The organism is Algoriella sp. (assembly GCF_036647415.1).
Taxonomy (GTDB): Bacteria; Bacteroidota; Bacteroidia; order Flavobacteriales; family Weeksellaceae; genus Empedobacter.
Window position 1 is genome coordinate 1 of sequence record NZ_JAVXKG010000009.1, and the last position, 25,699, is coordinate 25,699.

Annotated in this window: 21 protein-coding genes; 11 read left to right on the forward strand and 10 right to left on the reverse strand. The window is 30.0% G+C overall.

What is annotated here, in order from left to right:
* The first annotated feature begins 199 nt into the window (after positions 1-199).
* Positions 200-661, forward strand: a complete 462-nt coding sequence (locus RSC72_RS05435; protein WP_332543641.1) for an ecotin family protein — start codon at positions 200-202, stop codon at positions 659-661.
* Between the two features lie 57 nt (positions 662-718).
* Here RSC72_RS05435 and RSC72_RS05440 read toward each other — a convergent pair whose 3' ends face one another.
* The 3 genes from RSC72_RS05440 to era form a co-directional block, all read right to left on the reverse strand.
* The gene (locus RSC72_RS05440; RefSeq protein WP_332543640.1) at positions 719-1,963 is read right to left on the reverse strand and encodes a DUF445 domain-containing protein; all 1,245 of its coding nucleotides are present in this window, start codon (positions 1,961-1,963) and stop codon (positions 719-721) included.
* 85 nt (positions 1,964-2,048) lie between these two features.
* A complete protein-coding gene (locus RSC72_RS05445) occupies positions 2,049-2,837 on the reverse strand; it encodes a universal stress protein (protein ID WP_332543639.1) in 789 nt (262 codons plus the stop codon).
* A 111-nt stretch (positions 2,838-2,948) separates the two neighbouring features.
* Entirely contained in the window at positions 2,949-3,836 is an 888-nt protein-coding gene (gene era, locus RSC72_RS05450; RefSeq protein WP_332543638.1) for a GTPase Era, read from the reverse strand.
* Between the two features lie 224 nt (positions 3,837-4,060).
* Between era and RSC72_RS05455 the strand changes: the two genes are divergently transcribed.
* Positions 4,061-4,330, forward strand: a complete 270-nt coding sequence (locus tag RSC72_RS05455) for a hypothetical protein (protein WP_332543637.1) — start codon at positions 4,061-4,063, stop codon at positions 4,328-4,330.
* A 65-nt stretch (positions 4,331-4,395) separates the two neighbouring features.
* Here the strand turns inward: RSC72_RS05455 and RSC72_RS05460 are convergent, their stop codons facing one another.
* A complete protein-coding gene (locus RSC72_RS05460; RefSeq protein ID WP_332543636.1) occupies positions 4,396-5,439 on the reverse strand; it encodes a hypothetical protein in 1,044 nt (347 codons plus the stop codon).
* A 176-nt stretch (positions 5,440-5,615) separates the two neighbouring features.
* Between RSC72_RS05460 and scpA the strand changes: the two genes are divergently transcribed.
* From scpA to RSC72_RS05475, 3 genes are all read left to right on the forward strand, one after another.
* Entirely contained in the window at positions 5,616-7,748 is a 2,133-nt protein-coding gene (scpA, locus tag RSC72_RS05465; protein ID WP_332543635.1) for a methylmalonyl-CoA mutase, read from the forward strand.
* A 76-nt stretch (positions 7,749-7,824) separates the two neighbouring features.
* Entirely contained in the window at positions 7,825-8,334 is a 510-nt protein-coding gene (locus RSC72_RS05470; protein ID WP_332543634.1) for a hypothetical protein, read from the forward strand.
* A gap of 60 nt (positions 8,335-8,394) precedes the next feature.
* Positions 8,395-11,145, forward strand: coding sequence for a TonB-dependent receptor (locus RSC72_RS05475; RefSeq protein WP_332543633.1), 2,751 nt, complete (start codon positions 8,395-8,397; stop codon positions 11,143-11,145).
* Between the two features lie 43 nt (positions 11,146-11,188).
* Here the strand turns inward: RSC72_RS05475 and RSC72_RS05480 are convergent, their stop codons facing one another.
* On the reverse strand, positions 11,189-11,698 hold the full coding sequence (locus tag RSC72_RS05480; RefSeq protein ID WP_332543632.1) for a DUF2480 family protein: 510 nt from the start codon (positions 11,696-11,698) through the stop codon (positions 11,189-11,191).
* Between the two features lie 103 nt (positions 11,699-11,801).
* Between RSC72_RS05480 and lpxB the strand changes: the two genes are divergently transcribed.
* The 4 genes from lpxB to RSC72_RS05500 all read left to right on the forward strand — a co-directional run bounded on the left by lpxB (position 11,802) and on the right by RSC72_RS05500 (position 15,530).
* Positions 11,802-12,914: a lipid-A-disaccharide synthase gene (gene lpxB, locus RSC72_RS05485; RefSeq protein ID WP_332543631.1), complete on the forward strand. Its 1,113-nt coding sequence runs from the start codon at positions 11,802-11,804 to the stop codon at positions 12,912-12,914.
* Positions 12,915-13,150: 236 nt separating this feature from the next.
* Entirely contained in the window at positions 13,151-13,597 is a 447-nt protein-coding gene (locus tag RSC72_RS05490; protein WP_332543630.1) for a hypothetical protein, read from the forward strand.
* A gap of 15 nt (positions 13,598-13,612) precedes the next feature.
* Positions 13,613-14,170, forward strand: coding sequence for an RNA polymerase sigma factor (locus RSC72_RS05495; protein ID WP_332543629.1), 558 nt, complete (start codon positions 13,613-13,615; stop codon positions 14,168-14,170).
* The gene (locus RSC72_RS05500; RefSeq protein WP_332543628.1) at positions 14,157-15,530 is read left to right on the forward strand and encodes a hypothetical protein; all 1,374 of its coding nucleotides are present in this window, start codon (positions 14,157-14,159) and stop codon (positions 15,528-15,530) included. Before RSC72_RS05495 ends, RSC72_RS05500 begins: the two co-directional genes overlap by 14 nt.
* A 14-nt stretch (positions 15,531-15,544) precedes the next feature.
* Here the strand turns inward: RSC72_RS05500 and RSC72_RS05505 are convergent, their stop codons facing one another.
* Positions 15,545-15,982: a DUF2141 domain-containing protein gene (locus tag RSC72_RS05505; protein WP_332543627.1), complete on the reverse strand. Its 438-nt coding sequence runs from the start codon at positions 15,980-15,982 to the stop codon at positions 15,545-15,547.
* A gap of 80 nt (positions 15,983-16,062) precedes the next feature.
* On the opposite strand from RSC72_RS05505, the gene RSC72_RS05510 reads away from it, so the two are divergent.
* Positions 16,063-18,033 (forward strand): ComEC/Rec2 family competence protein, encoded by a 1,971-nt coding sequence (locus RSC72_RS05510; protein ID WP_332543626.1) that lies wholly within the window; start codon positions 16,063-16,065, stop codon positions 18,031-18,033.
* Here RSC72_RS05510 and RSC72_RS05515 read toward each other — a convergent pair.
* From RSC72_RS05515 to RSC72_RS05530, 4 genes are all read right to left on the reverse strand, one after another.
* On the reverse strand, positions 18,023-18,466 hold the full coding sequence (locus RSC72_RS05515; protein ID WP_332543625.1) for a thioredoxin family protein: 444 nt from the start codon (positions 18,464-18,466) through the stop codon (positions 18,023-18,025). The genes RSC72_RS05510 and RSC72_RS05515 overlap by 11 nt on opposite strands.
* Before the next feature lie 13 nt (positions 18,467-18,479).
* Positions 18,480-20,564, reverse strand: a complete 2,085-nt coding sequence (locus tag RSC72_RS05520; protein WP_332543624.1) for a peptide MFS transporter — start codon at positions 20,562-20,564, stop codon at positions 18,480-18,482.
* Positions 20,565-20,591: 27 nt separating this feature from the next.
* Positions 20,592-22,118, reverse strand: coding sequence for a peptide MFS transporter (locus RSC72_RS05525; protein ID WP_332543623.1), 1,527 nt, complete (start codon positions 22,116-22,118; stop codon positions 20,592-20,594).
* 171 nt (positions 22,119-22,289) lie between these two features.
* Positions 22,290-24,449 (reverse strand): S9 family peptidase, encoded by a 2,160-nt coding sequence (locus RSC72_RS05530; protein ID WP_332543622.1) that lies wholly within the window; start codon positions 24,447-24,449, stop codon positions 22,290-22,292.
* Between the two features lie 540 nt (positions 24,450-24,989).
* Here RSC72_RS05530 and RSC72_RS05535 point away from each other — a divergent pair.
* Complete coding sequence (locus RSC72_RS05535) at positions 24,990-25,382, forward strand: hypothetical protein (protein ID WP_332543621.1); 393 nt, start codon at positions 24,990-24,992, stop codon at positions 25,380-25,382.
* Positions 25,383-25,699 lie beyond the last annotated feature (317 nt).

A 25,699-nucleotide genomic window follows, 5' to 3' on the forward strand; every position in this document is an offset into this window, starting at 1 on the left:
TGACTGTTAATCAGAGGGTCCTTGGTTCGAGCCCAAGAGGAGGAGCAAAAAAGACAATCATTTGATTGTCTTTTTTATTTTATAGAATTTGTAAATTTTATTTCAAATAATTTTACAAATATTTAACACTTTATCACACAACCTTTTTACCTTTATAAACATCTTAGTTATAGAAAACAAATTTTAAAAAGGTATAGTAATGACAAAATTATTTAGCATTGTAGCATTGATCTTAACAACATTATCATTTGCTCAAAAAAGTAAAATAGACTACTCTATGTATCCGAAAGCAAAAACTGGATATGAACAAAAAGTAATTACTTTAAAAACATTACCAAACGAAGATAATTATAGTGTAGAATTATTTGTTGGTAAAAAAACAGCAGTTGACACGTGTAACAATTTCTTTTTAGCTGGTAATTTCGAAGAAAAAACAGTTGATGGCTGGGGATATAATTTTTATCAATTCGAATCGAATGGTAATGTAGCAGGTACTTTGATGGGATGTATGAACAACAAAACGGTTGAAAAAACAGTTCATGCAAAAAGTTTACAAGCACGCTATAATAGCAAATTACCAATTGTAGTTTATGTACCAAAAGGTTTCACGCTAGAATATAGAATTTGGAAAGCTGATGAAAAGCTTACCACAGTAAAATAATAGGATTATTGTTGATTAAAAAAGTGCGAGATAAATCTCGCACTTTTTTAATTTTTATTAATGAAACACAAATTGTGTAATCACATAAATGATTAAACCGACTAAACCTCCTACCAAAGTTCCGTTGATACGTATAAATTGTAAATCTTTACCGACTTCTAATTCCAACTTTTCGCTTAATTGTTTTCCTTCCCAATCGCCAACAGTTTTACTAATCAAATCTTCTACTTCGCCTACATTTCGTAAAATCATTCGGTAAATAAAATGACGAACCCAACCGTTAATTTTATCAATCATTTCTTGATTATCCGTTAAGTTTTCGGCAAGTTTTTGTATATTTTTCTGAATATAAATTTGTAACGCTGAATTTTGATCGTCAAAACTTTCGGTTAAATTTTCTCGAATCGCAGTCCATAAATCAAAAGCATAATCATGAAAACGCTCGGGCGTAATAAAATCATCACGCAAACTTTCTAACTTAGCTCTCCATTCTGGTGATTCTTTTATATTCAAAATATTATCTCGAATAAGTTGTTCTATATTTTGACGAACCGGATGCTCACGATCTTCTTCTATTTCATCTAAAAAACTAATCACACCTTCTACGACTCCTTTCGAGATTTTTTTACCCGCAAAAAAAGAAATTACTGGATGTTTTTCATTCAATTTATCTTTGATAATTAAGTCGCTTTGCAAAATATATTCTTTCGCTTTTGGAATGATCGCTTCCAAAATTTCATCATGTTTCTCCTTTTCTAAAATATATTCTAAACTAGATGAAACAAGTTCTGGCAAATCAAATTGTTTTAAAATTTCGTCACCTTTCAACGAAATAAAATCAACAACATCTTTATCATCTAAGTCATTCACAACCTTTTTCGAGAAGTTAATTAATTCCTCTTGTAAACTTTTTTGATTAGATGCTTTATTTAGCCAATCGGCAGCAAATTTTACAACTTCTAGCTTTTCTATATAAGGACGAATTGTTTTGGGCGTCAAAAAATTATCGGTTACAAATTGTCCCAGATTATCACCAATTGCATTTTTACTGTTTTCTATTAAATTTGTGTGCGGAATTTTAATTCCCAACGGATAACGGAACAAAGCGGTAACGGCAAACCAATCGGCAAGCGCGCCAACCATAGCTGCTTCAGCAAAAGCTTCTACATAACCAATCCATTTTGCATCGGAATGTTGAGCCAAATAAACCATCAAAAAATAGACAATCATCATTGCTACAAATAGTCCTGTGGCAATCGCTTTGTGTTTTTTTAGATTATTTTTCTTTTGTTCTTCGGTCATATTCGTTAATTTTTAAAAAAAAGAGCAAAAATTTAGCCAATCAAAAAAAGCGATGAATTTCACCGCTTCTCTCTATTATTTCTACTTATTTTGATTCTTGAAAAACCAATAAAGCAACGCTTGCATTTGATAATAAACGTTTGCTATGGTTAATTGTAAATAAACGTTCGAAAGAAGATAATTTTCGGTGAACAACTCCTAAAACATCAATTTTATTTGATGCACAGTAGCTAAATAATCCACCTTCTACATCATCATCATTTACAATTTGTATTTTAGCTTTTGGATATTTTTCTTCCCATTCGCCTTTTACACGAAGCATTTCTGTTGTGATAACTTTATTTTCTACGTGTACTAATTTTAATTTTTTGTTGTAACGATTTACAACCTCATCCATTTCTGCTAATGCTTTATTTTCTGATTCGTTGAACAATGTTGCAAAGGCAAAATTTCTTTCTTTTTTGAACTTTACTTTATGAGGTACAATCAATACCGGAACAGTTGCATTGTTAAGAACATTTAACGTATTAGAGCCAAAAAACTTTTTACCTAAACTATTTTGTCCATTGGTTCCCATTACGATATATTTAATATCTTGTTTGTTTACAATATCTAAAATCATCATCAATAAATCTCCAACAACCAATGAACTTTCGATATTTATATCTTCTAAACCATTTTTTATGGCAACATCTTTTAATTGATTTATATAGCTTTCGAAATCATCTTCTGTTACATCAAGATAATTTTTAACACTAGATTGAACAGAAATTAATCGGATTTCAGCATTTAAAACTTTCGCAAGATTTAATGCATACAAAAAGGCATTATTTGCAGTATCTGAAAAATCTGTTGGGAATAATATTTTAGTCATAATTATTTGATTATAAAGATTTATATCTGTTCAAATTTACAATTATTCTTTCAGTTAAAAACACAAAAAAAGCGTTGATTTCTCAACGCTTTACTATTTTTTCAATCATTTTTAATAACCAAAACGACGTAAATCATTTTCTTTACTTCGCCAGTCTTTACGGACTTTTACAAAGAGTTTTAAAAACACTTTTTTATCAAAAAATTTCTCTAATTCTTCTCTTGCTTCCTTTCCTACTTTTGATAAAGATTCACCTTTATGTCCTATGATAATTCCTTTTTGAGAATCACGCTCTACATAAATTTCTGCTTCTATTGAGATTAGATGTAAATCTTCTTTAAAACGCTCTGTTACTACCTCAACCGAGTATGGAATCTCTTTTTGATAATTTAATAAAATCTTTTCGCGAATAACTTCGTTTACAATAAAACGCTCCGAACGATCTGTTAATTGATCATCTGGATAATATTGTGGACCTTCTGGTATTATAGCTTTTATTTTATTAACTAATAAATCTACATTTACATTTTCTTTTGCTGAAATTGGTAAAATTTCGGCATTTGGTAAAAGTTCATGCCAATACTCTACAGCATCATTCAATCTTTCTGGTGTAGCAGTATCTATCTTATTTAGTAGTAAAATAATTGGTGTAGACGTTTTTTGTAAGCGAGCAAAAACTTCTTCATTCTTCAAACTTTTTTCTCCAATTTCTACCACATAAAGAATCACATCAGCATCTACCAACGATTCTTTTACAGCATCCATCATTTTACTTTGCAATTCGTAAGCTGGGTCTAAAACACCTGGCGTATCCGAAAAAACAATTTGATAATCTTCTCCCGTCAAAATTCCTTTGATACGATGACGTGTGGTTTGCGCCTTGTGAGTTGCAATTACTAAACGTTCTTTCATCATTATATTCATCAAAGTAGATTTTCCAACATTTGGATTTCCTATGATGTTTACAAAACCGGATTTAAATATCTTTTCGTCTGACATTGTGCAAATTTAGTGATTTCTTAGAAAATGATTGAGTTATTATTTTGTTAGATTTTATGAAACATGAATTTTAAAATATTTATTCTTCAAAAAGCTGATTTGGTCTGTGTTTTGAATAGGTGTGTTTACATTAAAAAAAATAGTAAAAAATTTATTGTTTATTAAAAAATATGACTAATTTCATATTGTGTTATGGAAAATTAAATAATCCAAAATTTAAAAAAATGATGAAAGCAGAGTTAATTGAAAAAGAAGAAATATTTAACTATAAATTTTTAGACGCGCCCAAAGACGAAGTAACAGTAGAGGTAAGTAAATTGAATGGTGCTGTACGTTTAGGAAACGAATTCAAATCAAAAGCATATATTACTTTTCAAACAGATCAAGGTCCTAAGAAGATTGAAACGACAGTTTGGTCTGTAACAGAAAAATATTTACAAATAAAAAATGGAGTTTTAATTCCTTTAAAATCATTAATTGATATTCAGTATTAATCGATTTTTACAATTTAAAATCAATAATGGGATACTTAATAAAATAAGTATCCCATTATTGGTTTTTAGCCTTTTTTGTTTGATTCTTTTAATAACTGTTTTAATTCTGCTCGAATTGCAGATTTATCTTGACTTTTAGGAAATTCTCCGATATAAAAAGTTTGTTGAGGAACTTCTCTTTCTTCTAATTCATTATTTGGAATATTAATTTCAGCAGAAAATCTACTTTCTATAACTAACGTAATGACACCTTCTCCTGTATCCTTCTTAGGAAAATCAATAACAACGTAATTCAAATCGATGTATGGTTTTAATTTTTCCTCTACTTGTTCTAAATTCACAATCTCTCCATTAGCACCTAATCGGCATTCATTTTTAGATAAAAATCTGAATTTATCATCACTTATAATTACAACTTGTCGGTGTGTATTTAATGATTCTTCTTCGTAAGGTGAATCCAAAATCAAACTTCCTTTATCATCTTCAGAAATATCAATTTTATCTAAAACAGAAAATTCTACATCATTGTTCTTTTTTATTGCAACAGGATATCCATTTGCTGTATAAACCTTATAAAATAACGTTTTGTCAATTTGATTTAACTGTTTTGATAAATCATTATTTAAACTATCAACCTCTATTGCAACTTTATTTATTCTAATCAAATTATCCATCGAGTTTTCTGCTTGTACTTTTGTAACGTAAGCATAATCAATCGCAAACCCAATTTTATCTTGATTTTCTCCTGTGTACGGAATTTTTATCTCATCAGAATCTTCATTACAATACAAATCCAATCCTCCTTCTATTGCCTGTAAAATAACAATTTCTCCTTCGTTTTCTAATACCGAAGAACTTAATAAGGCAGTATCACCTTTTTTTAAGCCTAAGTAATCATTTAAAGACTTAAAAGTATCGCTTACAAACTCTCTGTTAAAAACAGATGTATAAACATTGTCTTTTAAAGCATAATGAAATTTAATAGCAGATGAGCTTTCATCATGTTTTCTTAAAAAAGAAAAAATTTCTTTCTGCCAATCAAACGTTTTTTTATCTTCAAATTCTGCTAAAATATCAGAAATTGATTTTTTACTAAATTCTAATTTCATAATCGCATGTTTTTTCGGTTCGTTATTATACTGATTATCAAAATCAAATCAATAATTTAACCAAAAATCACAACATTACTTTATTTAGAATAATTTCTTAATAAACGACTCTAAAAAGTCAAATCAAAAAAATGTTATTTTATATAATCTAACTGATTATTATTTATCTTAGCACTATGAATCACAGCACAGATTTTTCGAATGTAAGATTTAAACGAAATCTTACTTCTAAACCAACACATACAGAATCATTTGAATTAGATAGTTTACACGTAAAAAGTGATTACAATTATGATGATGTAAAAGATTTAAAGCAAATTGATTTTTTACCTGGAATTGCGCCTTATTTACGCGGACCTTATACAACAATGTATGTTCGTCAACCTTGGACAATTCGTCAATATGCAGGTTTTTCGACTGCTGAAGAATCAAATGCTTTTTACAAACGTAATTTAGCTGCAGGGCAAAAAGGACTTTCTGTTGCTTTTGATTTGGCTACGCATCGTGGTTACGATTCAGATCACGAGCGTGTTGTAGGAGATGTTGGTAAAGCTGGTGTTGCAATAGATTCTGTTGAGGATATGAAGATTTTATTCAATGAAATTCCATTAGATAAAATCTCAGTTTCGATGACTATGAACGGAGCAGTTCTTCCTATTTTGGCATTTTATATTGTTGCTGCGGAAGAACAAGGCGTAACACAAGATCAACTTTCTGGGACAATTCAGAATGATATTTTGAAGGAATTTATGGTACGTAATACATACATTTATCCGCCTACTCCTTCTATGAAAATTATTGCGGATATTTTTGAATATACTTCTCAAAAAATTCCTCGTTTCAATTCAATTTCTATCTCTGGTTACCACATGCAAGAAGCTGGTGCAACACCAGTTTTGGAAATGGCTTACACATTAGCAGATGGTTACGAATATGTAAAAACAGGTTTGGAAGCAGGATTGAAAGTAGATGATTTTGCTCCTCGTTTATCATTTTTCTGGGCAATTGGAATGAATTTCCCTCAAGAAATTGCAAAAATGAGAGCTGCTCGTATGCTTTGGGCAAAATTGATGCAAGAATTTGAGCCTCAAAATAAAAAATCATTAATGCTAAGAACGCACTGCCAGACTTCTGGTTGGAGTTTAACAGAGCAAGAACCTTATAACAATATTGGACGTACAGCGATAGAAGCTTTGGCTGCTGCACTTGGAGGAACGCAATCTTTGCACACCAATGCATTGGATGAAGCAATTGCTTTACCAACAGATTTTTCTGCACGAATTGCACGAAATACACAAATTATTTTACAAGAAGAAACTCAAATTTGTAGAACGGCAGATCCTTTTGGAGGAAGTTTTATGATTGAATCTTTGACAAATGAAATGGCAAATCAAGCGTGGGAATATATTCAAGAAGTACGAGAATTAGGCGGAATGACACAGGCTATAGAAGCTGGAATTCCGAAAATGCGTATTGAAGAAGCTGCTGCAAAAAAACAAGCAAATATTGATTCTGGAGAAGTTGCAATCGTTGGTGTAAATGCTTATCGATCTAAATTAGAGCAACAAGAATTTGATATTTTAGATATTGATAATACAACAGTTCGTCAAAAGCAAATTGATCGTCTAAATCAAATCAAAGCAGATCGTGATAACGAGGCTGTGAAAGATATTTTAGCACAATTAACAAAAGCCGCAGAAACAGGCAAAGGTAATTTATTAGAATTATCTATAGAAGCTGCTCGTCGTAGAGTAACTTTAGGCGAAATTTCTGATGCTTTAGAAACTATTTTTGGTCGACACAAAGCTATAACAAGAGGAATACAAGGTATTTACGCAATGGGAGCAGGAAAAATGGATAAGTTTGAAGAAGCACGCAAATTGGCAGACGAATTTGCTGAACAAGACGGACGTCGTCCACGTATTATGGTTGCCAAAATGGGACAAGATGGTCACGATCGTGGTGCGAAGGTAGTCGCAACATCCTTTGCTGATATGGGATTTGATGTAGATATTTCACCATTGTTCCAAACGCCAGCCGAAGTTGCAAAACAAGCGATAGAAAATGATGTTCATATTTTAGGAATTTCTTCTTTAGCGGCTGGTCACAAAACCTTGGTACCAGAAGTTGTAAAACAATTGAAAGACTTAGGTCGCGATGATGTTTATATTGTTGTTGGCGGCGTTATTCCTCGTCAAGATTATGATTATTTATATCAAAATGGTGCTGATGCAATCTTTGGTCCTGGAACCAATTTGGCTGAAAGTGCCTGTGAAATCTTACAAAATTTATTAAAATCATCTAAATAAGTCTATTTTAGTACAAATATTCCTGTCTATTGACAGGAATATTTTTATATTTATACCACACAAACCTAAAAACGAGATGAATAAAACCTTACGATATATTATTACAACAAGCTGTATTATTTTTATTTTATGGTTTATTGGATACTTTCTGATAGGTGATTTTATTAGTTTAGAATTCTCAAATTATGAAGTTTCTCAACTATTTCCAAAAATATTAACCTTTTTAGCCGCAGTTAGTATTTACGTTTTGTTTTTACTTTCTATCAAAAAAAATGAAGGCTGGAGTTTTTCTAATGTAATGAAATTTGTTTTGGGAATTATTGTTGGTTTAATTCCTCTATTTACGTTTGAATATTATAGTATGAACGATTGTGCAGATTGGAAAATTGAAAAAATAAATAAAAAAACACTTTATCAATCAAAATCATCTACTTCGGAAACAATCAAATTAGTCGAAATTATTTGTGAAGAAAATAAATCAAAATCATTACAAGTAAAACGCATTATGCAAATTACGCCACTATTTATAACTTCTTCATCAATAGATACAACCAAGATTTCTACAAATAGTTGGAAAAAACTTTAATTTATAATTAAACTTTGCACTGATTTTGATGTCTAATAAATAGTAAAATTTATTCTAAATATGTCAAAATACTTTCTTGCCTTATTTTTTAGTTGTCTTACGCTTCTCGCTTTTGGACAAGAAAAAATTACAATAACAGGTAAAGCTACAGATGCATTAAATTTTCCGTTAGCAGATGCCGAAGTTATTATTGGTAACAAAGCCGATTCTACTAAAATTGCAACAACGACAACAGATGAAAATGGAGCATTCAAAATAGAACTTTCTATTCAAAATCAACCAATATATTTAATTGTAGATGATGCTTTAGAAGGTATTTTCAAGAAAAGTTTTGATTCACTAAAAAATAATTCAGATTTAGGAACAGTTGTCATCAATCCGATGGTTTACGATTTACGAGAAGTTATTGTAACCAACGCAGAACCAATGATTGTGAAACAAGATACGGTAGAATTTAATGCCGATTCTTACAAAGTGAAACCAAATGCAAATCTGGAAGCTTTATTGCGTGAATTACCAGGTTTTGAGATGGATGACAATGGTGCAATTACAGTAAATGGAAAACAGATTAATGAAATTTTGATTGATGGAGAACCATTTTTTGGGACGGATGGTAAAGTTGCGATAGAAAATTTACCTGCAGATATTATCAAAAAAATACAAGTTTCTGACTTCAAAACAAAGAATGAAAAATTTTCTGGAGAAAAATCAAAATCAGATAAATCTTCTTTGAATATTACTTTAAAAGAAGATAAAAAGCAAGGTTATATGCTGAAAACGACTGGTGGTTATGGAACTGATAATCATTATGAAGCGAATTTGATGGTTAATTATTTTAAAGGTAAAAAGAAAATAAGTTTGATTGGTTCTTCTACGGATATTGCTGCTTCGGGCATGGTAAGTGGCGAAGGATCGCGTGGTCGTGGTGGTATGGGACGTCGAAATTCGGACGGTATTACGACTAACACTTCGATTGGATTGAATTATAACGATCAATTAAATGATAATTTAAAAATTGGTGCAGATTATCGATTAAATCATTCTTTTTCTAAAAATGAACAATATAAACACATTGAGAATTTTACACCCAAAAATATTTATACGTCAGATGCAAATTCTAATACAAAAAATGAAACGTATGGTCATAATTTTGGAACAAATTTGGAATGGACGAAAAACAATACAAAAATATATTTCTATCCATCGTTTAACAATTCATCTTCCACAAGTTTGGCACAAACGGCAAGCAAAACATTTTCGGATTTAGGTGATTTGAGAAATGAAATGAATCAAACTTCAAATGGAAAATCAATTTCGAATACATTTAATTCAACCTTATCTCTTAATCAGAAATTTAAAAATAATTCATATTTCGATTTAAATTCAACCATTTCAATTGGTAAAACAGATCGAAATTCACGCATAAATTCCACGACTTTATATACAAACGATACTATTCCGGACATTTATAGAAACATCAACGAAAACAATATTTCTAAAAACAATTCGTACAATTTTGATGTAAAATATACGTATCCAATCGCAGATTCTACAAAAATAGCAATTGGTACAGCTTATGATTTTTCTGATAACGAAACAAATAACAGAACATGGAATTATAATGAAATTACTGGTGAATATGATCAAATTAACAATAATTTGACACGATTTTATTCGACAAAACAGAATCAAATTAATCCTTATGCTCAGTTTTTATTGAACAAATCAAAATTATCTGCAGCGGTAAAAGTTGGTGCTAATATTTATAATCAAGACAATTTCGGAATTTTCAAATCGACAGATTATAACTCTATTCAAAATAAAACATTACCTAATTTAGAAGGAAATATTCGTTATCAAAGTGGAAATAATTCGCTTTCGTTGCAATATAATTATCAAACAAGTTTGGCTTCTTCATCACAAGTTTTACCAATTTTAGACGAAACTGATCCGTTAGATGTTTACAAAGGTAATCCTGATCTTGATCCTAATAAGGCGCATAATATTAATTTGATGTTTAGCAATTTTGACCGTAAAACACGACAAGGTTTTAATACTTTTCTTAGCTATACGTACAACGAATCGAGTATTGTGAATTTTACAGATATGGATTATATAAGCTATAAACGAACAACTACTTACGAAAATATAAAAGGAAATTATAGATTATCTGGAAATTTTTCTTTTAATAAACAATATCAAAAGGGTGTAAATAAATTCAGATTAAACATTGGTATTTCAGCCAATTATGGCTTAACACAAGGTTTTCGTGATGGAGAAAAATATGAACAATTTAGTACTAATTTAGTGCCAAATATTCGTTTGAATTGGGATTACGGCGATTATTTAACAATTTCACCATCATATCGACTAAACTTCTCAAATTCTAAATATAAAAATTATACAATTGATAATCAAAACAATATAACACACAATTTTGGATTGAAAACAATTACTACTTTTCCAAAAAATTTAACGTGGACAAATGATTTAAGTTACAATTACAATTCTGCTATGGCAGCAGGTTTTAAACATGATTTCTTCTTATGGAATACAAGTTTAATGTACCGATTTTTTAATGATAAGTTAGAAGCTGGCGTAAAAGTCTATGATTTATTGAATCAGAATAATAGTTTCACAAGAACTATTAATACAGATTCTACAGTTGATATGCGAAATAATATTTTATCGCAATTTGTAATGTTTTCGTTGACATTCAACTTAAATCAATTTGGCGGAAAATCTACAAATAAAGGTGATACGGGAAATCGTCCAAGAGATGGTGGAATGCAAAGAATGAATTTGAATTAATCAAAATAAACATCATAAAAAAATCGCTCACTGAGCGATTTTTTTATTTCTTCTTTTTATATAAAGGCACTGTGCTACACGCCTCTCCAAACATCAACGAACTAACAATAGGCTGTAAACGCTCTATTAATTGTATATAAGCCGAATCTGGTACAGGTTTATGCGAACAACCTTTCACTATAATTTTTCCATCGACATACTCATCATACGGCAAATGATCTACGATTTCTGTATATAAAATCATATCCAAATCCTTCAAATCTCCATGTACAATTCGTTTTGCAACAGATGACAAATACGTCGTAACCAACAAATATGCCCACGAAGGCACAATTGCATCTGCTGTACACGTTATTGCAACATATTTATCTTGATATTGTGACCAATCATGTGCTTTTAGATTTTCTCTGAAATCTTTTTCTTTCAAAATTAATTCTTCGTACAACCAATTCTTCAAATCAAAAACCACACGCTCTCCATCTGGATAATAATCCTGCAAATCAATTGTAACTAAGCCACTATTGGCAATTTTATTTACTATTTCGTCTGACATTATCATTCTATTTTGAAATAGTAAAATTACGCAATAAAAAATTAGTGGAATCTGTTACGCTTATAGATTTCTCCTATCTTTGTGTGAAGAAAAACTATTTCCATTGAAATATTATATCATTGCAGGTGAAGCTTCGGGCGATTTACACGCTTCGAACTTAATGAAAGAATTAAAAAAGAAAGATCCAAAAGCTGAATTTCGTTTTTGGGGCGGCGATTTAATGCAAGCGCAAGGCGGAACGTTGGTAAAACATTATCGCGAATTAGCTTTTATGGGTTTTGCAGAAGTTTTGATGAATTTACGCACCATTCTTGGTAATATTTCTGTTGCAAAAAAAGACATTGAAGCTTATAAACCAGATGCTGTTATTTTGGTTGATTATCCTGGTTTTAATTTACGAATTGCCGAATTTGTAAAAAAACTTGGTATAAAAGTTTACTACTATATTTCGCCACAAATTTGGGCATGGAAAACGGGTAGAGTTCATAAAATAAAAAAAGTTGTTGATAAAATGTTTGTGATTCTTCCATTTGAAGAAGAATTTTATCAACGCTACGATTATAAAGTAGATTTTGTCGGAAATCCATTGTTAGATTCTCTTAATCATCTTCCAGAAATAGACGAAGCAAAATTTAGAAAAGATAATAATTTGGATGAAAGACCAATTATTGCCATTTTACCAGGAAGCCGAACGCAAGAAATTAAAGTAAAATTACCACTAATGCTTTCTGTCGAGAAAGATTTTCCTGATTATCAATTTGTAGTTGCAGGCGCGCCTTCTCAGCCAATTGAAAATTATAAAAAAATTGCAGGAAACGAGTTAAAAATTATTGAGAATAAAACTTACGATTTATTACGTGTTTCACATTCTGCTTTGGTAACCTCTGGTACAGCGACTTTAGAAACGGCTTTGTTGAAAGTTCCGGAAGTAGTTTGTTACAAAGGAAATGCAATTTCGTACGAAATTGGAAAACGAATTATAAAAAACATTCGATTCATTTCTCTTGTCAATTTGATTATGGACAAAGAAGTTGTGAAAGAATTAATACAATACGAATTAACATACGAGAATATTAAACATGAATTAAATTTAATTCTGAATACACCAAAACGTGATCAAATTTTGAAAGATTATAACGAATTGTATAATAAACTTGGTGGAATTGGCGCTTCGGAGCGAACTGCGAATATGATTGTGAACGATTTAGAAAAATAATTTGCAATCTGACGCAACCTTTTCTAAAAATCTATCTCTTAGTAAAAGAGAGTGCCAAAATATTATTAGGTAATTTCGATACAAGGTTAACTTAACTTAAAAGTTAACTAACTTTTCTAACAGAAGAAATCCTTTTAACATTTGCTTAAAAGGATTTTTTAATTCAGCTAAATGTTAAAATTTTAATTATAACGCAACCATTTACAAAAAGGAACTCTTATTATAAAATACACACAATGAAATTAGTAAAAAAATTAAGTACTTTAGCTTTAGTTGGCTTTTTAGGATTAGCTACAACAAGCTGTTTAAATAATGATGATAATAATGACTACTCTACTTTTGGTTTTTTTCCTACAACTAAGATTGAAGTAAATCAGGACTCTATAATGCCTGTAAATCAAGCAACAAATGTACATGTAACTTATCAAAAAACTAATTCTTGTCAAGATTTTATTCAATTTAGTTTGTTACAAGGTAGTACCACTTTTAAACATAATATTGGTGTTTATGGAAAACAATCAAGTAATACAAGTTGTACAGAAGGAATTGTTCAGGAAACAAAAACATTAAAATTTACACCTAAGGAAGCTGGTAAGTACACATTAAAATTCTGGATAGGTAATAAAGAAGGTAGTACAGCTCCAAAATACGATTCTATCGTTTTAGATATCAAAGAAAAATAATAGTCCAAATAAGTTTTGAATGACTCTCTTGAAAAAGTAATTAAAAGTTGTCAGGAAAAAAATAGAAAAGCTCAAGAAGAAATTTATCTTCAGTTTTCTTCTATTTTATTCTCGATATGTCTTCGTTATGCAGAAAATTACGAAGACGCTCAAGATACTTTTCAAGAGGGTTTTGTTATTATTTTTAATAAAATAGATCAATTTAAATTTCAGGGTTCTTTTGAAGGATGGATGAAACGAATTATGATTAATTTGTCTTTAGAAAAAATAAAGAAAAAGAATACGATATCATTTGACGATTACGAAAACCACCTACAATTAGCTATTGATAATGAATCTGATGAATTACCACAAGGTTATAATTATCAACAAATATTAGAAACTGTACAACATCTTCCACCACAATATAGGCAAGTTTTTAACCTCTACATTTTTGAAGAATATTCGCATCAAGAAATTGCAGAATTGCTCCAAATTTCAGTCGGAACATCCAAATCAAATCTCTCTAGAGCAAAAAATCTATTAAAACAAAAACTTATCCTTTTAAAACCTATCGCAGATGAAAAAGTTTGATCAATATATTAAAGATAATTTATCGCAACCTCAAACTCCTCCTTTGGATGCATGGAAAAATATTGAAGAAAAATTAGATAAAAAGGAAAAAAAGAAACGAATCATTCCTATTTTTTATTGGATTGGTTCTACTGCTGCCTGTCTAGTTTTAGGAGTTAGTGTTTATTATTTTAATCCAAATAAAACAATAAATAATTCAAGTAAAATAACTGAAAGTGTACATTCAAAAAACAAAAATCAACAAGAAACTGATTCAAATTCTGAAAAAGATTTAAAGCCAATAAAATCGATTGATAATAAAATTAAACCAAATAATAGTATTGAAAATTCTAGTATAAATACTGTGAAGCATTTTGTATTTGAAAGAAAAAACAATCAAAAATCTCAATCAAAATATTTAGAAAAATTAAATCTTAAAAATGATCACTTATTATCAAATGATGATATTTTTTCGGATGTTTTCATCGTTAAAAAGCCGTCTGAATTTACTGAAAAAACTGTTGAAAAATCATTTCATAATTATATAAAAAATGAAGTGATTACAAAAAAAGAGGAAAATATCTCGAAAGAAAATGACCTTGAATTGGTTATTGCAGAGCAAAATAAGAAATCAGAAAATAAAATAGACATCAAACAAATAGTTCCAAGATTTGCAGTTTCTTCTTTTGTAAATCCATCTGTTTTATTAGATTCTAAATCTATTTTGTCTGATGAGTTTAATGAAAATGATATAAAAAATGCTGTAACAATGGCTTATGGTGCAAAGATTTCTATCAAAATAAATGATAAATTAAACCTTCGATCTGGTGTTTCTAAAATTAATTTAGAACAACAAACCAATCATGTAAATACAGGATTAAATACTGTAATTATAGCGTTATCTACTGCCGAAAATATGTCTCCTCAAAACACAAATAATATTAATTATAATAGTAATATTCGTGTAAATTCTTCTGCTACTAATTCCCAAACAATGATGACTGTTACTACAGAAGCAAATAAAATGGAGCAAAAAATACAGTACATAGAAGTTCCTTTGGAGCTTGAATATAGGTTACTAAATTTTAATAAATTCAACTTATTGGCAACTGCTGGTGGAAGCTATTACATGGTTACTAAAAACACGATTTCTATCAATTCTTCTACATCTGGTTTAGATTTTAAGATAGGAAAAGCTACAAACCTAAACAACACAAGTTACAGCGCAAATGCAGGTTTGAAATTGGAGTATATGATTTCGAATAAGACGAGTCTTAATTTTGAACCAAATTATCGTTATATGATAAATCCCTTAAATAATGTAAATACCAAAAATCCATCTTTATTAGGAGCTAATCTTGGCTTTTCAATAAAATTTTAAACAATAATGACGAATTATTCTTCGCCTTTATTGTTATTCAATTTTATTCCAATTGTATTATTTTCTTCTGTCATTTCTACTTTTGCCTCTTCAAAAGTTGGTTCTCTTAGAATTGGATCTGCGTTTGTAGAAAACCCATAAGGCTCTTTACGAACACCCAAAAAACTTTTGTCCAATTGCTTGTTATTATTTACATCTAAATACACTTTTACAGCATAAAAAGTAGGTTCTATATTCTTAAAAACTGTTTCGTATTTGTCAATATTCTCTATCGGAACATACAGTTTTTTGAATGCATTTTGCCCTTTTGTATAATTTTCTACATTTCGATAAAATTCTATTGCTAAATTTCCTTTCATCTTCTTAATATTTGTAATCGATAATTTTACATCGATTTGAGCCATCCCAAATTGTGCTAGAAATAACACAACTATCGTTAGAATCTTATTCATTTTTTGAAATTCTTTTTTAATTATTTCATTTACAAATGTTTAAAACTCAGTATTTGCAAATTTTAGTTTAAATTATAGGTATGAAAAAGTATCTCTTTTTTACACTAACAATTTGTTTCTCAATTGGAATAATCATTTCTGAATTATTAATTCCTGCTACAAATTTACAAATTATATTTTTTCTGATAGCCGCCTTACTTTTTATAAGTGTGTTAAAAAATAATAATAGGCAAAATATCTACGCATACTTAGGTATTTCGATAATTTTAGGCATCTATATTCATCAAAATTATAATCAAGAGCGAGGTAAAAAGATCATACCTACATCAAAAATATTCTTTTTAGAAATCGTTAATCAAGGTAATGAAACAGAAAAATATCAGAATTATATTGTAAAAGATTTAGGAACTAATCAACAACTAATTTTACATCTAAAGCATCAAAATCAAAAATATTATCCAAATGATGAAATCATTGTTTATTCAAAATCAACGGAAATTCAAGGTATTTTAAATCCATATCAGTTTGATTATAAAAAATTTTTAGCACGAAAAAGAATTTACGCACAATTATTTGCCGAAAATGTTATTTCTAAACATAAAGATGGAAAAGGATTTTATAATTGGACTGCAAAATCAAAAGAAACTGTTCGAAATAAGTTAAAACAACAAGGTTATACTGTAGAAAGTAGAGCCATTATTTCTTCGATGCTTTTGGGCGATAGAACAGAGCTTACAAATGAGTTGAATCAAGGTTATATTGCAACTGGAGTTGTACATATTTTGTCGATTTCTGGTCTTCATGTGATGATGATTTTCTTGATTTTACAAACAACTTTTCAGCCATTATTAAGACTAAAAAATGGTCGAAAAATTAGAATAATTAGTAGTCTAATTTTTATTTGGATCTTCGCTTTTTATGTCGAATTACAACCTCCTGTTTTTCGTTCTGCTTTGATGATTACGATTTATTATGTGAGCGAATTACTCAATCGTCCAAAAAATATTTATCACACGTTATCACTTTCAGCATTCATTATTCTTGTATTTCAGCCAAATTATTTATTTGATGTTGGTTTTCAATTAAGTTTTTCAGCGGTATTTTTTATCGTTTGGCTCAATCCTATTTTTGAAAATTTCTGGAAAGTAAAAAATAACTTTATTCGGAAAATAAAGGTAATGACAGAAACAAGTATTTCAGCTCAGATAGGAACTTTACCTATTTCTGTTTATTATTTCAATCAATTTTCAGGATTATTTTTATTTGGAAATTTAATCTTAATTCCTGCTTCTTTTTTGATGATTTGTGGTGGAATTATCAGTATTATTTTAGTCATTTTTGATCTTAAAATAACTTATTATGTATGGATTTTTAACCAATTTATTTATTACTCAAACCAGTATATTTATTGGTTAGCGAGTTTCAAATTTGTCGCAAAAGATATTTACATCAGTCTATTTACGGCTGTTTTATTAGGAGTAATTATTTATTTTCTGAGACCTCTTATTCTTAATAAATCTAGAATAGCTTTAGCTACAATAATTGGTTGTGTAATTTTGATAGAATCGGGAAGGTTTTTACAGATTTATCAACTTAATACTAGCAATGAATTAATCGTTTTCAATCAATATAAAAATAGTATTATCGGTATTAGAAATGCTCGAAATCTAGCCATTTTTAGCGAAAAACCAATTGATGAAAAAACCTATACTTATACGTTGAAACCTTATAAAATACATAACAGAATTAGAGAAGTTGATTTTTACTCGTATCAATCAAGTTTTAAACATACTCAGTTTATTAAACATGCAACTTCTATCGAAACGAAGACATTCAAACTTCTTTTGGATAAAGATGATTCTAATGTTCCTTTTTATGCCTTAATTCATAATTCTAAACGATATGATTATGAAAAAAATAACCAATTAAAAAGGGTAATTGCTGATACCAGCAACTACCCTTCTATTGTAACAGAATTAGAAACTAAATATAGTTCTGATTCTTTGTTATGGAAAACCTCAGAAAGAGGTTATTTCTCAATTAAATTTTGATGTCTTGTATAAAATCGTTTGCCACTCTAAAACCTAAAACAACTTTGTTTACGGCTCCTTTTCCGTCCATCAAAACGGTTGCTGGATAACTTAGTTGTCCGTTTGTAAACGCATAAGCTATATAGTTTGCTTTAGCTGGTGCAATGTAAGTGTAATTAATTCCATTAAATTTTACCATTTCTTTCGTCTCGGCATCAAATTTTATAGCAATATAATTTTTGTTTACATAATCTGCAACCTTCGCATCTGTAAAAGTTTCTTTGTCAAGACGTTTACAAAATCCACACCATGTTGTATAGAAATTAATCAATACTGGTTTTTCTGGATGTGCTTTTATTTCTTTTGTCGCTTCATCTAATGTTAACCATTTAATTTCTTGTCCGAAAAGAAATGATGAAAAGATAAATACAACTATAGCTAAACTAGATTTCATAGCGTTTTATTTTTTATTTAACTCCGTGCATCAATTTCTTCAATACTGGGTTTAATGCCATTACTAATAATCCTGCAACAATTGGTACAATTGTAAAGATTAAGAAGAAAGTTGATAACGAATATGTTTTTGTTATATTTTCGATTTGACCACCTAAAATAGCTGCCAATTTGTTACCAATTGCAATAGCAAGGTACCACATTCCGAACATAAATGCAATCATACGAGCTGGAACTAATTTCGACACGTAAGAAAGACCTACTGGAGATAAACAAAGTTCTCCTAATGTGTGGAATAAATAAGCTAATACTAACCAAATGATAGAAACACGTACACCTTCTGCGATTCCATAAGAACCAAAAGCTAAACATCCGAATCCGATTGCCATAATGATTAATCCTAAACCATATTTTACAGCTGCAGATGGATTGTATTTAGAATCCCAAACACGAGAAACTAATGATGCCAATGCAATGATAAAGAAAGAATTTAATGTCGAGAACCAAGAAACTGTAATTTCTACTTGAGAATCTTTAATTTCTGCAACTTTAGCAGGAACTATTTCAGATGGTTTACTCTCTTTTTTATATTCAGCATCTAATTTTACTAAACTTTCTGGTGAAACTAAAACAAATTTATCTCCTTCTTGGTGAATGTTAATATCAGTTCCTTTTGTTAAAGCGTCTTGCGAAGCTAAATTAATTGTTTCTGTAACAATTTTATCTGTAGAGTTTGCAACATAAGAAGCTGTAACTGGTGTTTTAACAAAAACGGGTTGACCTTCTTCATTCATAACTTGCTTACCAGAATCGTCTAATTTAGCCGTTTCAATTGCTTGGTAAGAAACATCATAAGAGTGTGAAGACCAGTTATAGTTTAACATCCAAACGGCAGCAGCCCAAATTCCTAAGAATGTAAACGCTAAAACTACGTTAGATAATAATGCTTTTTTGTACGTCTGTTTTGCTAATAAAATCAATACATAAGAGATGAACAATAATGGAACAACTGTTAATAATGTATTGAAAACATTGAATGCCATTGCAGCATCACCAATCAAATTACGTTCGGTATTATCACGTGCAAAGATTACTAACGATGTAGCACCTTGCTCGAAAGACATCCAGAAGAAAATTACGAAGAATGCGAAGATAATTACAGCAATCATACGATCACGAACCACTTTTGTATAATTTGCTAAACGACGAATTACAACAAATAAGAACAAGATTAAAGCAACAATAATCACTACATTTTGTCCTGATAATCCTCCTATAGAGAATGGAAATAAGTTAATTCCACCAATTGCATTTAATGGATCATTGAATGCATAAGCTAAACCTAAAACTGTCATTAAAACAATTAAGATTTGATCTAAAACTGTAAATGGATTTGGTTTTTCTCCTGGCTCGTATTTTGGTGTTTCATCATCAGCAGTAATTTGATTTCCTGATTTTGATGGAACTTCTCCTACTTTTCCAAATAATGGTTTTGCTAACCAGAATTGTAATGTTCCTAATAACATAAAGATTCCGGCAAGTCCGAATCCCCAATGCCAACCTACTTTTTCTGCTAAGAATCCACAAAGCATCATTCCGAAGAATGCACCAGCGTTAACTCCCATGTAGAAAATTGTGTATGCACCATCTTTTTTCTCAGGGAAATCTTTGTACATTTCTGATAAGATTGATGTCATATTTGGTTTAAAGAAACCAGTTCCTATTACCAAACATCCTAATCCTAAATATAAAAATATTGGTGTATCAAAAGCCATAAATGCGTGACCTAAAGTCATGATAATTGCTCCGACAACAACTGCCCAGCGATAACCAATGTATTTATCTGCTATAATTCCTCCAAAAATTGGTGTAATGTAAAGTAACATTGCGTAAGTACCATACAAAGCAGTTGCTTTTTCGATGGACCACTCCCAACCTGGATTTAATCCAATAACTGCAGCCGTTAAAAACTGAATTAATAAAACGCGCATTCCGTAGAAAGAAAAACGCTCCCACATCTCTGTAAAGAAAAGTACGAACAATCCTGATGGATGTCCAAGTACTTTAGAATCAAAGAAATTTTCCGATTTTGAACTCATGTTTGTTTGTTATATATATCTTAAAAATTATTTTACGTCTTGCATTAATTTACGCACTAATGGAGAGATTAAAATTAAAATTACACCTGCAATTACTGCATAAAGCGCAATTTCTTTGTAACCGTCTGCATAAGCATATAATCTATCCAAATTAGTTCCTCCATCTCCTGTAGAGTTTGACATATTAGCACCTATGATTCCTGCAACATATTGCCCATAAGCAGATGCTAAGAACCACATACCCATCATCATTCCTTGTAAATTCTTTGTCGATAATTTTGTCATGATTGATAAACCAATTGGTGACAAACATAATTCTCCGAATGTAATGATTAATAATGCAATTGTGAAAAAGTTAAGTGAAGTAACACCTTCTGCATTTGCAAAGAATTTTGTTGCAAAAAGCGCGTAATATCCTAATCCTAATAAGATAAATCCTAATCCGAATTTAATAACTGTATTTGGTTGTATTTTCTTTTTTGCTAGCCAAATCCATAATAAACCTAATAATGGTGCGAAGATGATAATAAAAAATGCTCCACCAGAATTGTTTACACCATTTGGATCTAAATTAATTCCTAATAAATTAGAGTCTAAATTTTTTGCAGCATAAATACTTAAAGATCCTCCTGCTTGCTCATAAATCCCCCAAAATAAGATAGAAAATATAATAAATACTAAAGCAGCATATAATTTTTTACGTTCCTGAGATGTTACTTTTGTCATCTCATAGAATAAATATAACAATGTTAATGGTCCTACAGTGTACATAAAATAGTCTGTGTAATCTGTATTTTTAACCATTATCATAATTAATGGAATAGATAAAATTGTACAAACATATACAGCGATTTCTTTCCAAAGTGGCATTCTTTCAGATTTTCCATCTACTGATAATTTGCGTGGTTGTAAACCAATTGGTCCTAAATGTTTTTCTGTAAAAAAGAAATTAATCAAACTGATTAACATTACAAAAGCCGCTAAACCAAAAGCAACATTCCAACGATGTGCCTCGTCAATAATACTTGTTAGCATGTGACCTTTCCCAATCGCAATACAAATATATCCTCCAAGAAAAGCACCTAAATTGATTCCTGCATAAAATAATGAAAAACCTGCATCGGTTCTTTCGTCACCTTTTTTATACAATTCTCCTACCATTGTAGAGATGTTTGGTTTAAAGAAACCAGTTCCTACAACAGTAAATGACATTCCTACAAAAAATAAATCATGCGGATTTGTGGCCAATAAAATACTCCCTAAAATCATGAGAGAACCACCCCAAAATAATGATTTCCTGAATCCTAAAATTTTATCTGCAAATAAACCTCCTACGAATGTGAAGGCGTAAACAAATGCTTGTATTGCTGCATATTGTAATTGTGATTGAGCTTCTTCAAATTTTAATTGGTCAATCATAAAGAAAACCAACATTCCACGCATACCGTAGAAGCAAAATCTCTCCCACATTTCAGAAAAGAAAAGGCTCCAAATTTGTTTTGGATATTTTCCTTTAAAATTCTGAATTTCTTCTAAAGTTAATTCTTTACTCATATTTTCTTTAACTAAACGCTAATATATCATTTAGATTTTATTAGCAATCAACGAAAATAAAAAAAACCTCCGACAATGCAGAGGTTTTTTTTGTTTAATGTATGATTTTTGTCAAATTGAATACTCAACAATCGAAATCGTTGGCGTATTCTAATAAAACAGTCTTTTTTGTTATAGATTTTTCTTAATAAAGTTCGTCATTTTACGGTAAAGCTGAACACGAGTGGCTCCACCATAAATTCCGTGATCTTTATCTGTATAAATTGCCATGTCGAAATCTTTGTTCGCTTGTACCAACGCTTCAGACAACTCAAATGTGTTTTGTGGATGCACATTATCGTCCGCAGAACCATGAATTAACAAGAAATTTCCTTTTAAATCTTTTGCATAATTTATTGGTGAATTGTCGTCGTAACCAGCTGCATTTTCTTCTGGAGTACGCATAAAACGCTCTGTATAAACAGAATCATAATAACGCCAATTGGTTACAGGAGCTACTGCAATTGCAGCTTTGAAAACATCTGCACCTTTAAATAAAACATTAGACGCCATAAAACCTCCGTAAGACCAACCCCAAATTCCGATACGAGATTTATCTACATAAGGTAAGTTTCCGATTTCTTTTGCTGCTGCAATTTGATCTTCAACTTCATATTTCCCTAATTGTAAATACGTTTGTTTCTTGAAAGCTTCTCCCTTGTATCCCGTTCCACGTCCGTCAACACAAAAAACAATGTAACCTTCTTGTGCCAACATCATGTGCCAATAATCGTTAGAATTGAAGTAAGAATTATTTACATTCTGAGATCCTGGACCAGAATATTGATACATCAAAACTGGGTATTTTTTATTTGGATCAAAATTCTTTGGTTTGATAACATAGGCGTTCAACTCATTTCCTGCAGCAGTTTTCAATACAAATAATTCTTTTGTACCAATGTTATCTGCATTCAATTTATCTTTTAAAGGAGAGTTTTCTACAATCACACCCAAATCTTTTCCAGCTTTTGCATCAACTAAACTAATTGTTTTTGGTGTTGTTGTATTAGAAAAAGTATTGATAAAATAAGTGAAATTCTTACTGAAAGCAGCCGAATTTGTTCCATTATTTTTTGTCAACATAGTCGTTTTCTTACCATCTAAACTAACCGAAGAAATTTGTCTTTCTGTCGAAATACGTTTTCCGTTATTTGCATTAGATTGATAATAAAGTGTCTTGTTTGCAGGATTGTATCCATAATAATTTGTTACTTCCCAATCTCCTTTTGTTACTTGGTTAATCAACTTTCCATTATCTGCATAATGATAAATATGATTGTTTCCATCGCGTTCCGAAGTCCATAAGAAAGAATTATCTGCTAAAAACTCTACCGTTAAATTATCCGTTTCAATCCACGATTTATTTGTTTCTGTAAATAATTTGTTTACTTTTTTTGTTGATAAATCATAAAACGAAACATCTACATTATTTTGATGACGATTTGATGTCGCAACTGTTAATAAATTCGCTTTATTAGAGAATTTAATTTTCGGAATGTAATAATTTTGTACACCTCCTAAATCAACTTTTGTTGTAGAATTAGCCTTTGTATCATAAACATGAAGCGTCACAACCGAATTGTCTTGCCCAGCTTTTGGATATTTGTAACGTAATTCTTTTGGATAAAGATTGTTGTAATAAATCGGAATATTAATTTCTTTTACTTTAGATTCATCAAAACGAACAAAAGCTAAAGATGTTCCGTCAGCATTCCAATCAAAATTGCGTACAAAACCGAACTCCTCTTCATAAACCCAATCGTTAATACCGTTGATAATATTATTCTTCTTACCGTCAGTTGTAACTTGTGTTACTTTATTTGTTTTAAGATCTTGAATGTATAAATTATTTTCAAAAGCAAAAGCTACTTTAGACGCATCTGGAGAAAATAAAGGCTCTTGAATTCCTTTTCCGTCAAAAAGCAATGTTTTAGTTTGTGTTTGTGTATCATAAACTTCAAATTTTGCCGTAAACGAGTGGCGATAAATTTGATTAGATTCTGTTTGTAATAAAACATAACGCTCATCAGCACTAAATTCATACCCTTCAAATTGTCCTTTTACCAATGTAATATCAGCAGATTGTCCTTTTTTCAAAGTAGATTCGTACGAACGTTTTACCAAACCATCTTTGGTTAAAATTGTATAATTTTCGCCATCATTCAAAGAATTTACACCATACAAAGAGTTCTCTCTATATTTTCCACCATAAATACCTTCAAGTGTAATTTGTTGCGCAAAAGAGCAAACACTCAACGCAAAAACAGTTAAACTTAAAATAATTTTTTTCATAATTGTATCCTAAACATGTGAGTTCAAACTATCAAATATAATCAATTCTATTTTTTCTACTGATACATTTGCTTGAATAATTGATTATAATCGTTCATTACAAAGGAAAATACGTCTCTATTTTATAGTTCTAGCAATTTATTCATAACAAATATTCATTATTTTGATCAAGAACATTTTTAAGCTTAAAATCTATAATATAATGAATTAAATAAGACAAATTACAATTTCAATCATACATGTCCACATTTGTCCAGTTTTGTCCAGTTCTGTCCACATTTGTCATTACATTTTTTTGTAAATAATTACTTTTCGCAAAAATAAACTCCTCTACATGCCTTTGTTTATAAAGGTTTCAGTTCATCTCGGAAAACAGCTCATTTTAGTCTTGTTCGACCATCGCTCGACCTTTGTTCGAGAACTCTTCGACGAACTTGTGGAAAAATGCACCTTTGCGAGGACAATGGTCGAAGAAAACACGAATAATTTGATTTTATTGTAACTTATTGTACTTTAGGATTTAATTAAACACTAATTATTATGAAAAAAATAATATTTTATTTTATTTTTTTATTATCTATTATAAGCTGTTATCCTGGATATAATGTTTATATTATAAATAATACTCATTCTAAAATTGAATTACAAACCTATCCATCAATAGAAAAAAGGATAGGAATAAAACAAGGCATTTCCTACAATAAAATTAATTCTAAAAAAATAAATGGAATAGATAATTTTGAGGAAGGAATCTACAACTTAAATCCAAATGATAGTCTTTTGTTATTTGGAGAAAGAGGTTCACCAGGGAATTATTTACCCTTTAGTTCTGTTAAAATAAAAAAATATGATACTTTAGAAATAAAAAATTCTAATCTTTTAGATAATATTAATTATAAAAAAGGGCATAAATATTATATTATAATAAGGTAGTGTATCAGATGTGTTGTTATCTCACAACACATTCATTATAAAAAATTTAACAATAATAAAAACAATCATACCCTAAGAATGTAACTTTATTTGGTCATAGTCATCCCGCTGGAGATATAAGTCCATCTGGTTTAAATGTTTATACGGATGAAACAAAATCAGATCTGCGATTTCTGGTTTAGGAGGAGATATGGATGTAATAAATTCAGGTTATAACATCAATCATTTTATATATGTTCCAGGTTATCATACAGGACCTAAAACTATTCTTTATAATAAAGAAGGGGTTATTTCTCCAATGAGGAATGGATTACAAG

Excerpts from the sequence above, each read along its gene's own strand:
- RSC72_RS05435 (WP_332543641.1), top strand. The coding sequence starts at position 200 with ATGACAAAATTATTTAGCATTGTAGCATTGATCTTAACAACATTATCA.
- RSC72_RS05440 (WP_332543640.1), bottom strand. The coding sequence starts at position 1,963 with ATGACCGAAGAACAAAAGAAAAATAATCTAAAAAAACACAAAGCGATT.
- RSC72_RS05445 (WP_332543639.1), bottom strand. The coding sequence starts at position 2,837 with ATGACTAAAATATTATTCCCAACAGATTTTTCAGATACTGCAAATAAT.
- era (WP_332543638.1), bottom strand. The coding sequence starts at position 3,836 with ATGTCAGACGAAAAGATATTTAAATCCGGTTTTGTAAACATCATAGGA.
- RSC72_RS05455 (WP_332543637.1), top strand. The coding sequence starts at position 4,061 with ATGATGAAAGCAGAGTTAATTGAAAAAGAAGAAATATTTAACTATAAA.
- RSC72_RS05460 (WP_332543636.1), bottom strand. The coding sequence starts at position 5,439 with ATGAAATTAGAATTTAGTAAAAAATCAATTTCTGATATTTTAGCAGAA.
- scpA (WP_332543635.1), top strand. The coding sequence starts at position 5,616 with ATGAATCACAGCACAGATTTTTCGAATGTAAGATTTAAACGAAATCTT.
- RSC72_RS05470 (WP_332543634.1), top strand. The coding sequence starts at position 7,825 with ATGAATAAAACCTTACGATATATTATTACAACAAGCTGTATTATTTTT.
- RSC72_RS05475 (WP_332543633.1), top strand. The coding sequence starts at position 8,395 with ATGTCAAAATACTTTCTTGCCTTATTTTTTAGTTGTCTTACGCTTCTC.
- RSC72_RS05480 (WP_332543632.1), bottom strand. The coding sequence starts at position 11,698 with ATGTCAGACGAAATAGTAAATAAAATTGCCAATAGTGGCTTAGTTACA.
- RSC72_RS05490 (WP_332543630.1), top strand. The coding sequence starts at position 13,151 with ATGAAATTAGTAAAAAAATTAAGTACTTTAGCTTTAGTTGGCTTTTTA.
- RSC72_RS05500 (WP_332543628.1), top strand. The coding sequence starts at position 14,157 with ATGAAAAAGTTTGATCAATATATTAAAGATAATTTATCGCAACCTCAA.
- RSC72_RS05505 (WP_332543627.1), bottom strand. The coding sequence starts at position 15,982 with ATGAATAAGATTCTAACGATAGTTGTGTTATTTCTAGCACAATTTGGG.
- RSC72_RS05510 (WP_332543626.1), top strand. The coding sequence starts at position 16,063 with ATGAAAAAGTATCTCTTTTTTACACTAACAATTTGTTTCTCAATTGGA.
- RSC72_RS05515 (WP_332543625.1), bottom strand. The coding sequence starts at position 18,466 with ATGAAATCTAGTTTAGCTATAGTTGTATTTATCTTTTCATCATTTCTT.
- RSC72_RS05520 (WP_332543624.1), bottom strand. The coding sequence starts at position 20,564 with ATGAGTTCAAAATCGGAAAATTTCTTTGATTCTAAAGTACTTGGACAT.
- RSC72_RS05525 (WP_332543623.1), bottom strand. The coding sequence starts at position 22,118 with ATGAGTAAAGAATTAACTTTAGAAGAAATTCAGAATTTTAAAGGAAAA.
- RSC72_RS05530 (WP_332543622.1), bottom strand. The coding sequence starts at position 24,449 with ATGAAAAAAATTATTTTAAGTTTAACTGTTTTTGCGTTGAGTGTTTGC.
- RSC72_RS05535 (WP_332543621.1), top strand. The coding sequence starts at position 24,990 with ATGAAAAAAATAATATTTTATTTTATTTTTTTATTATCTATTATAAGC.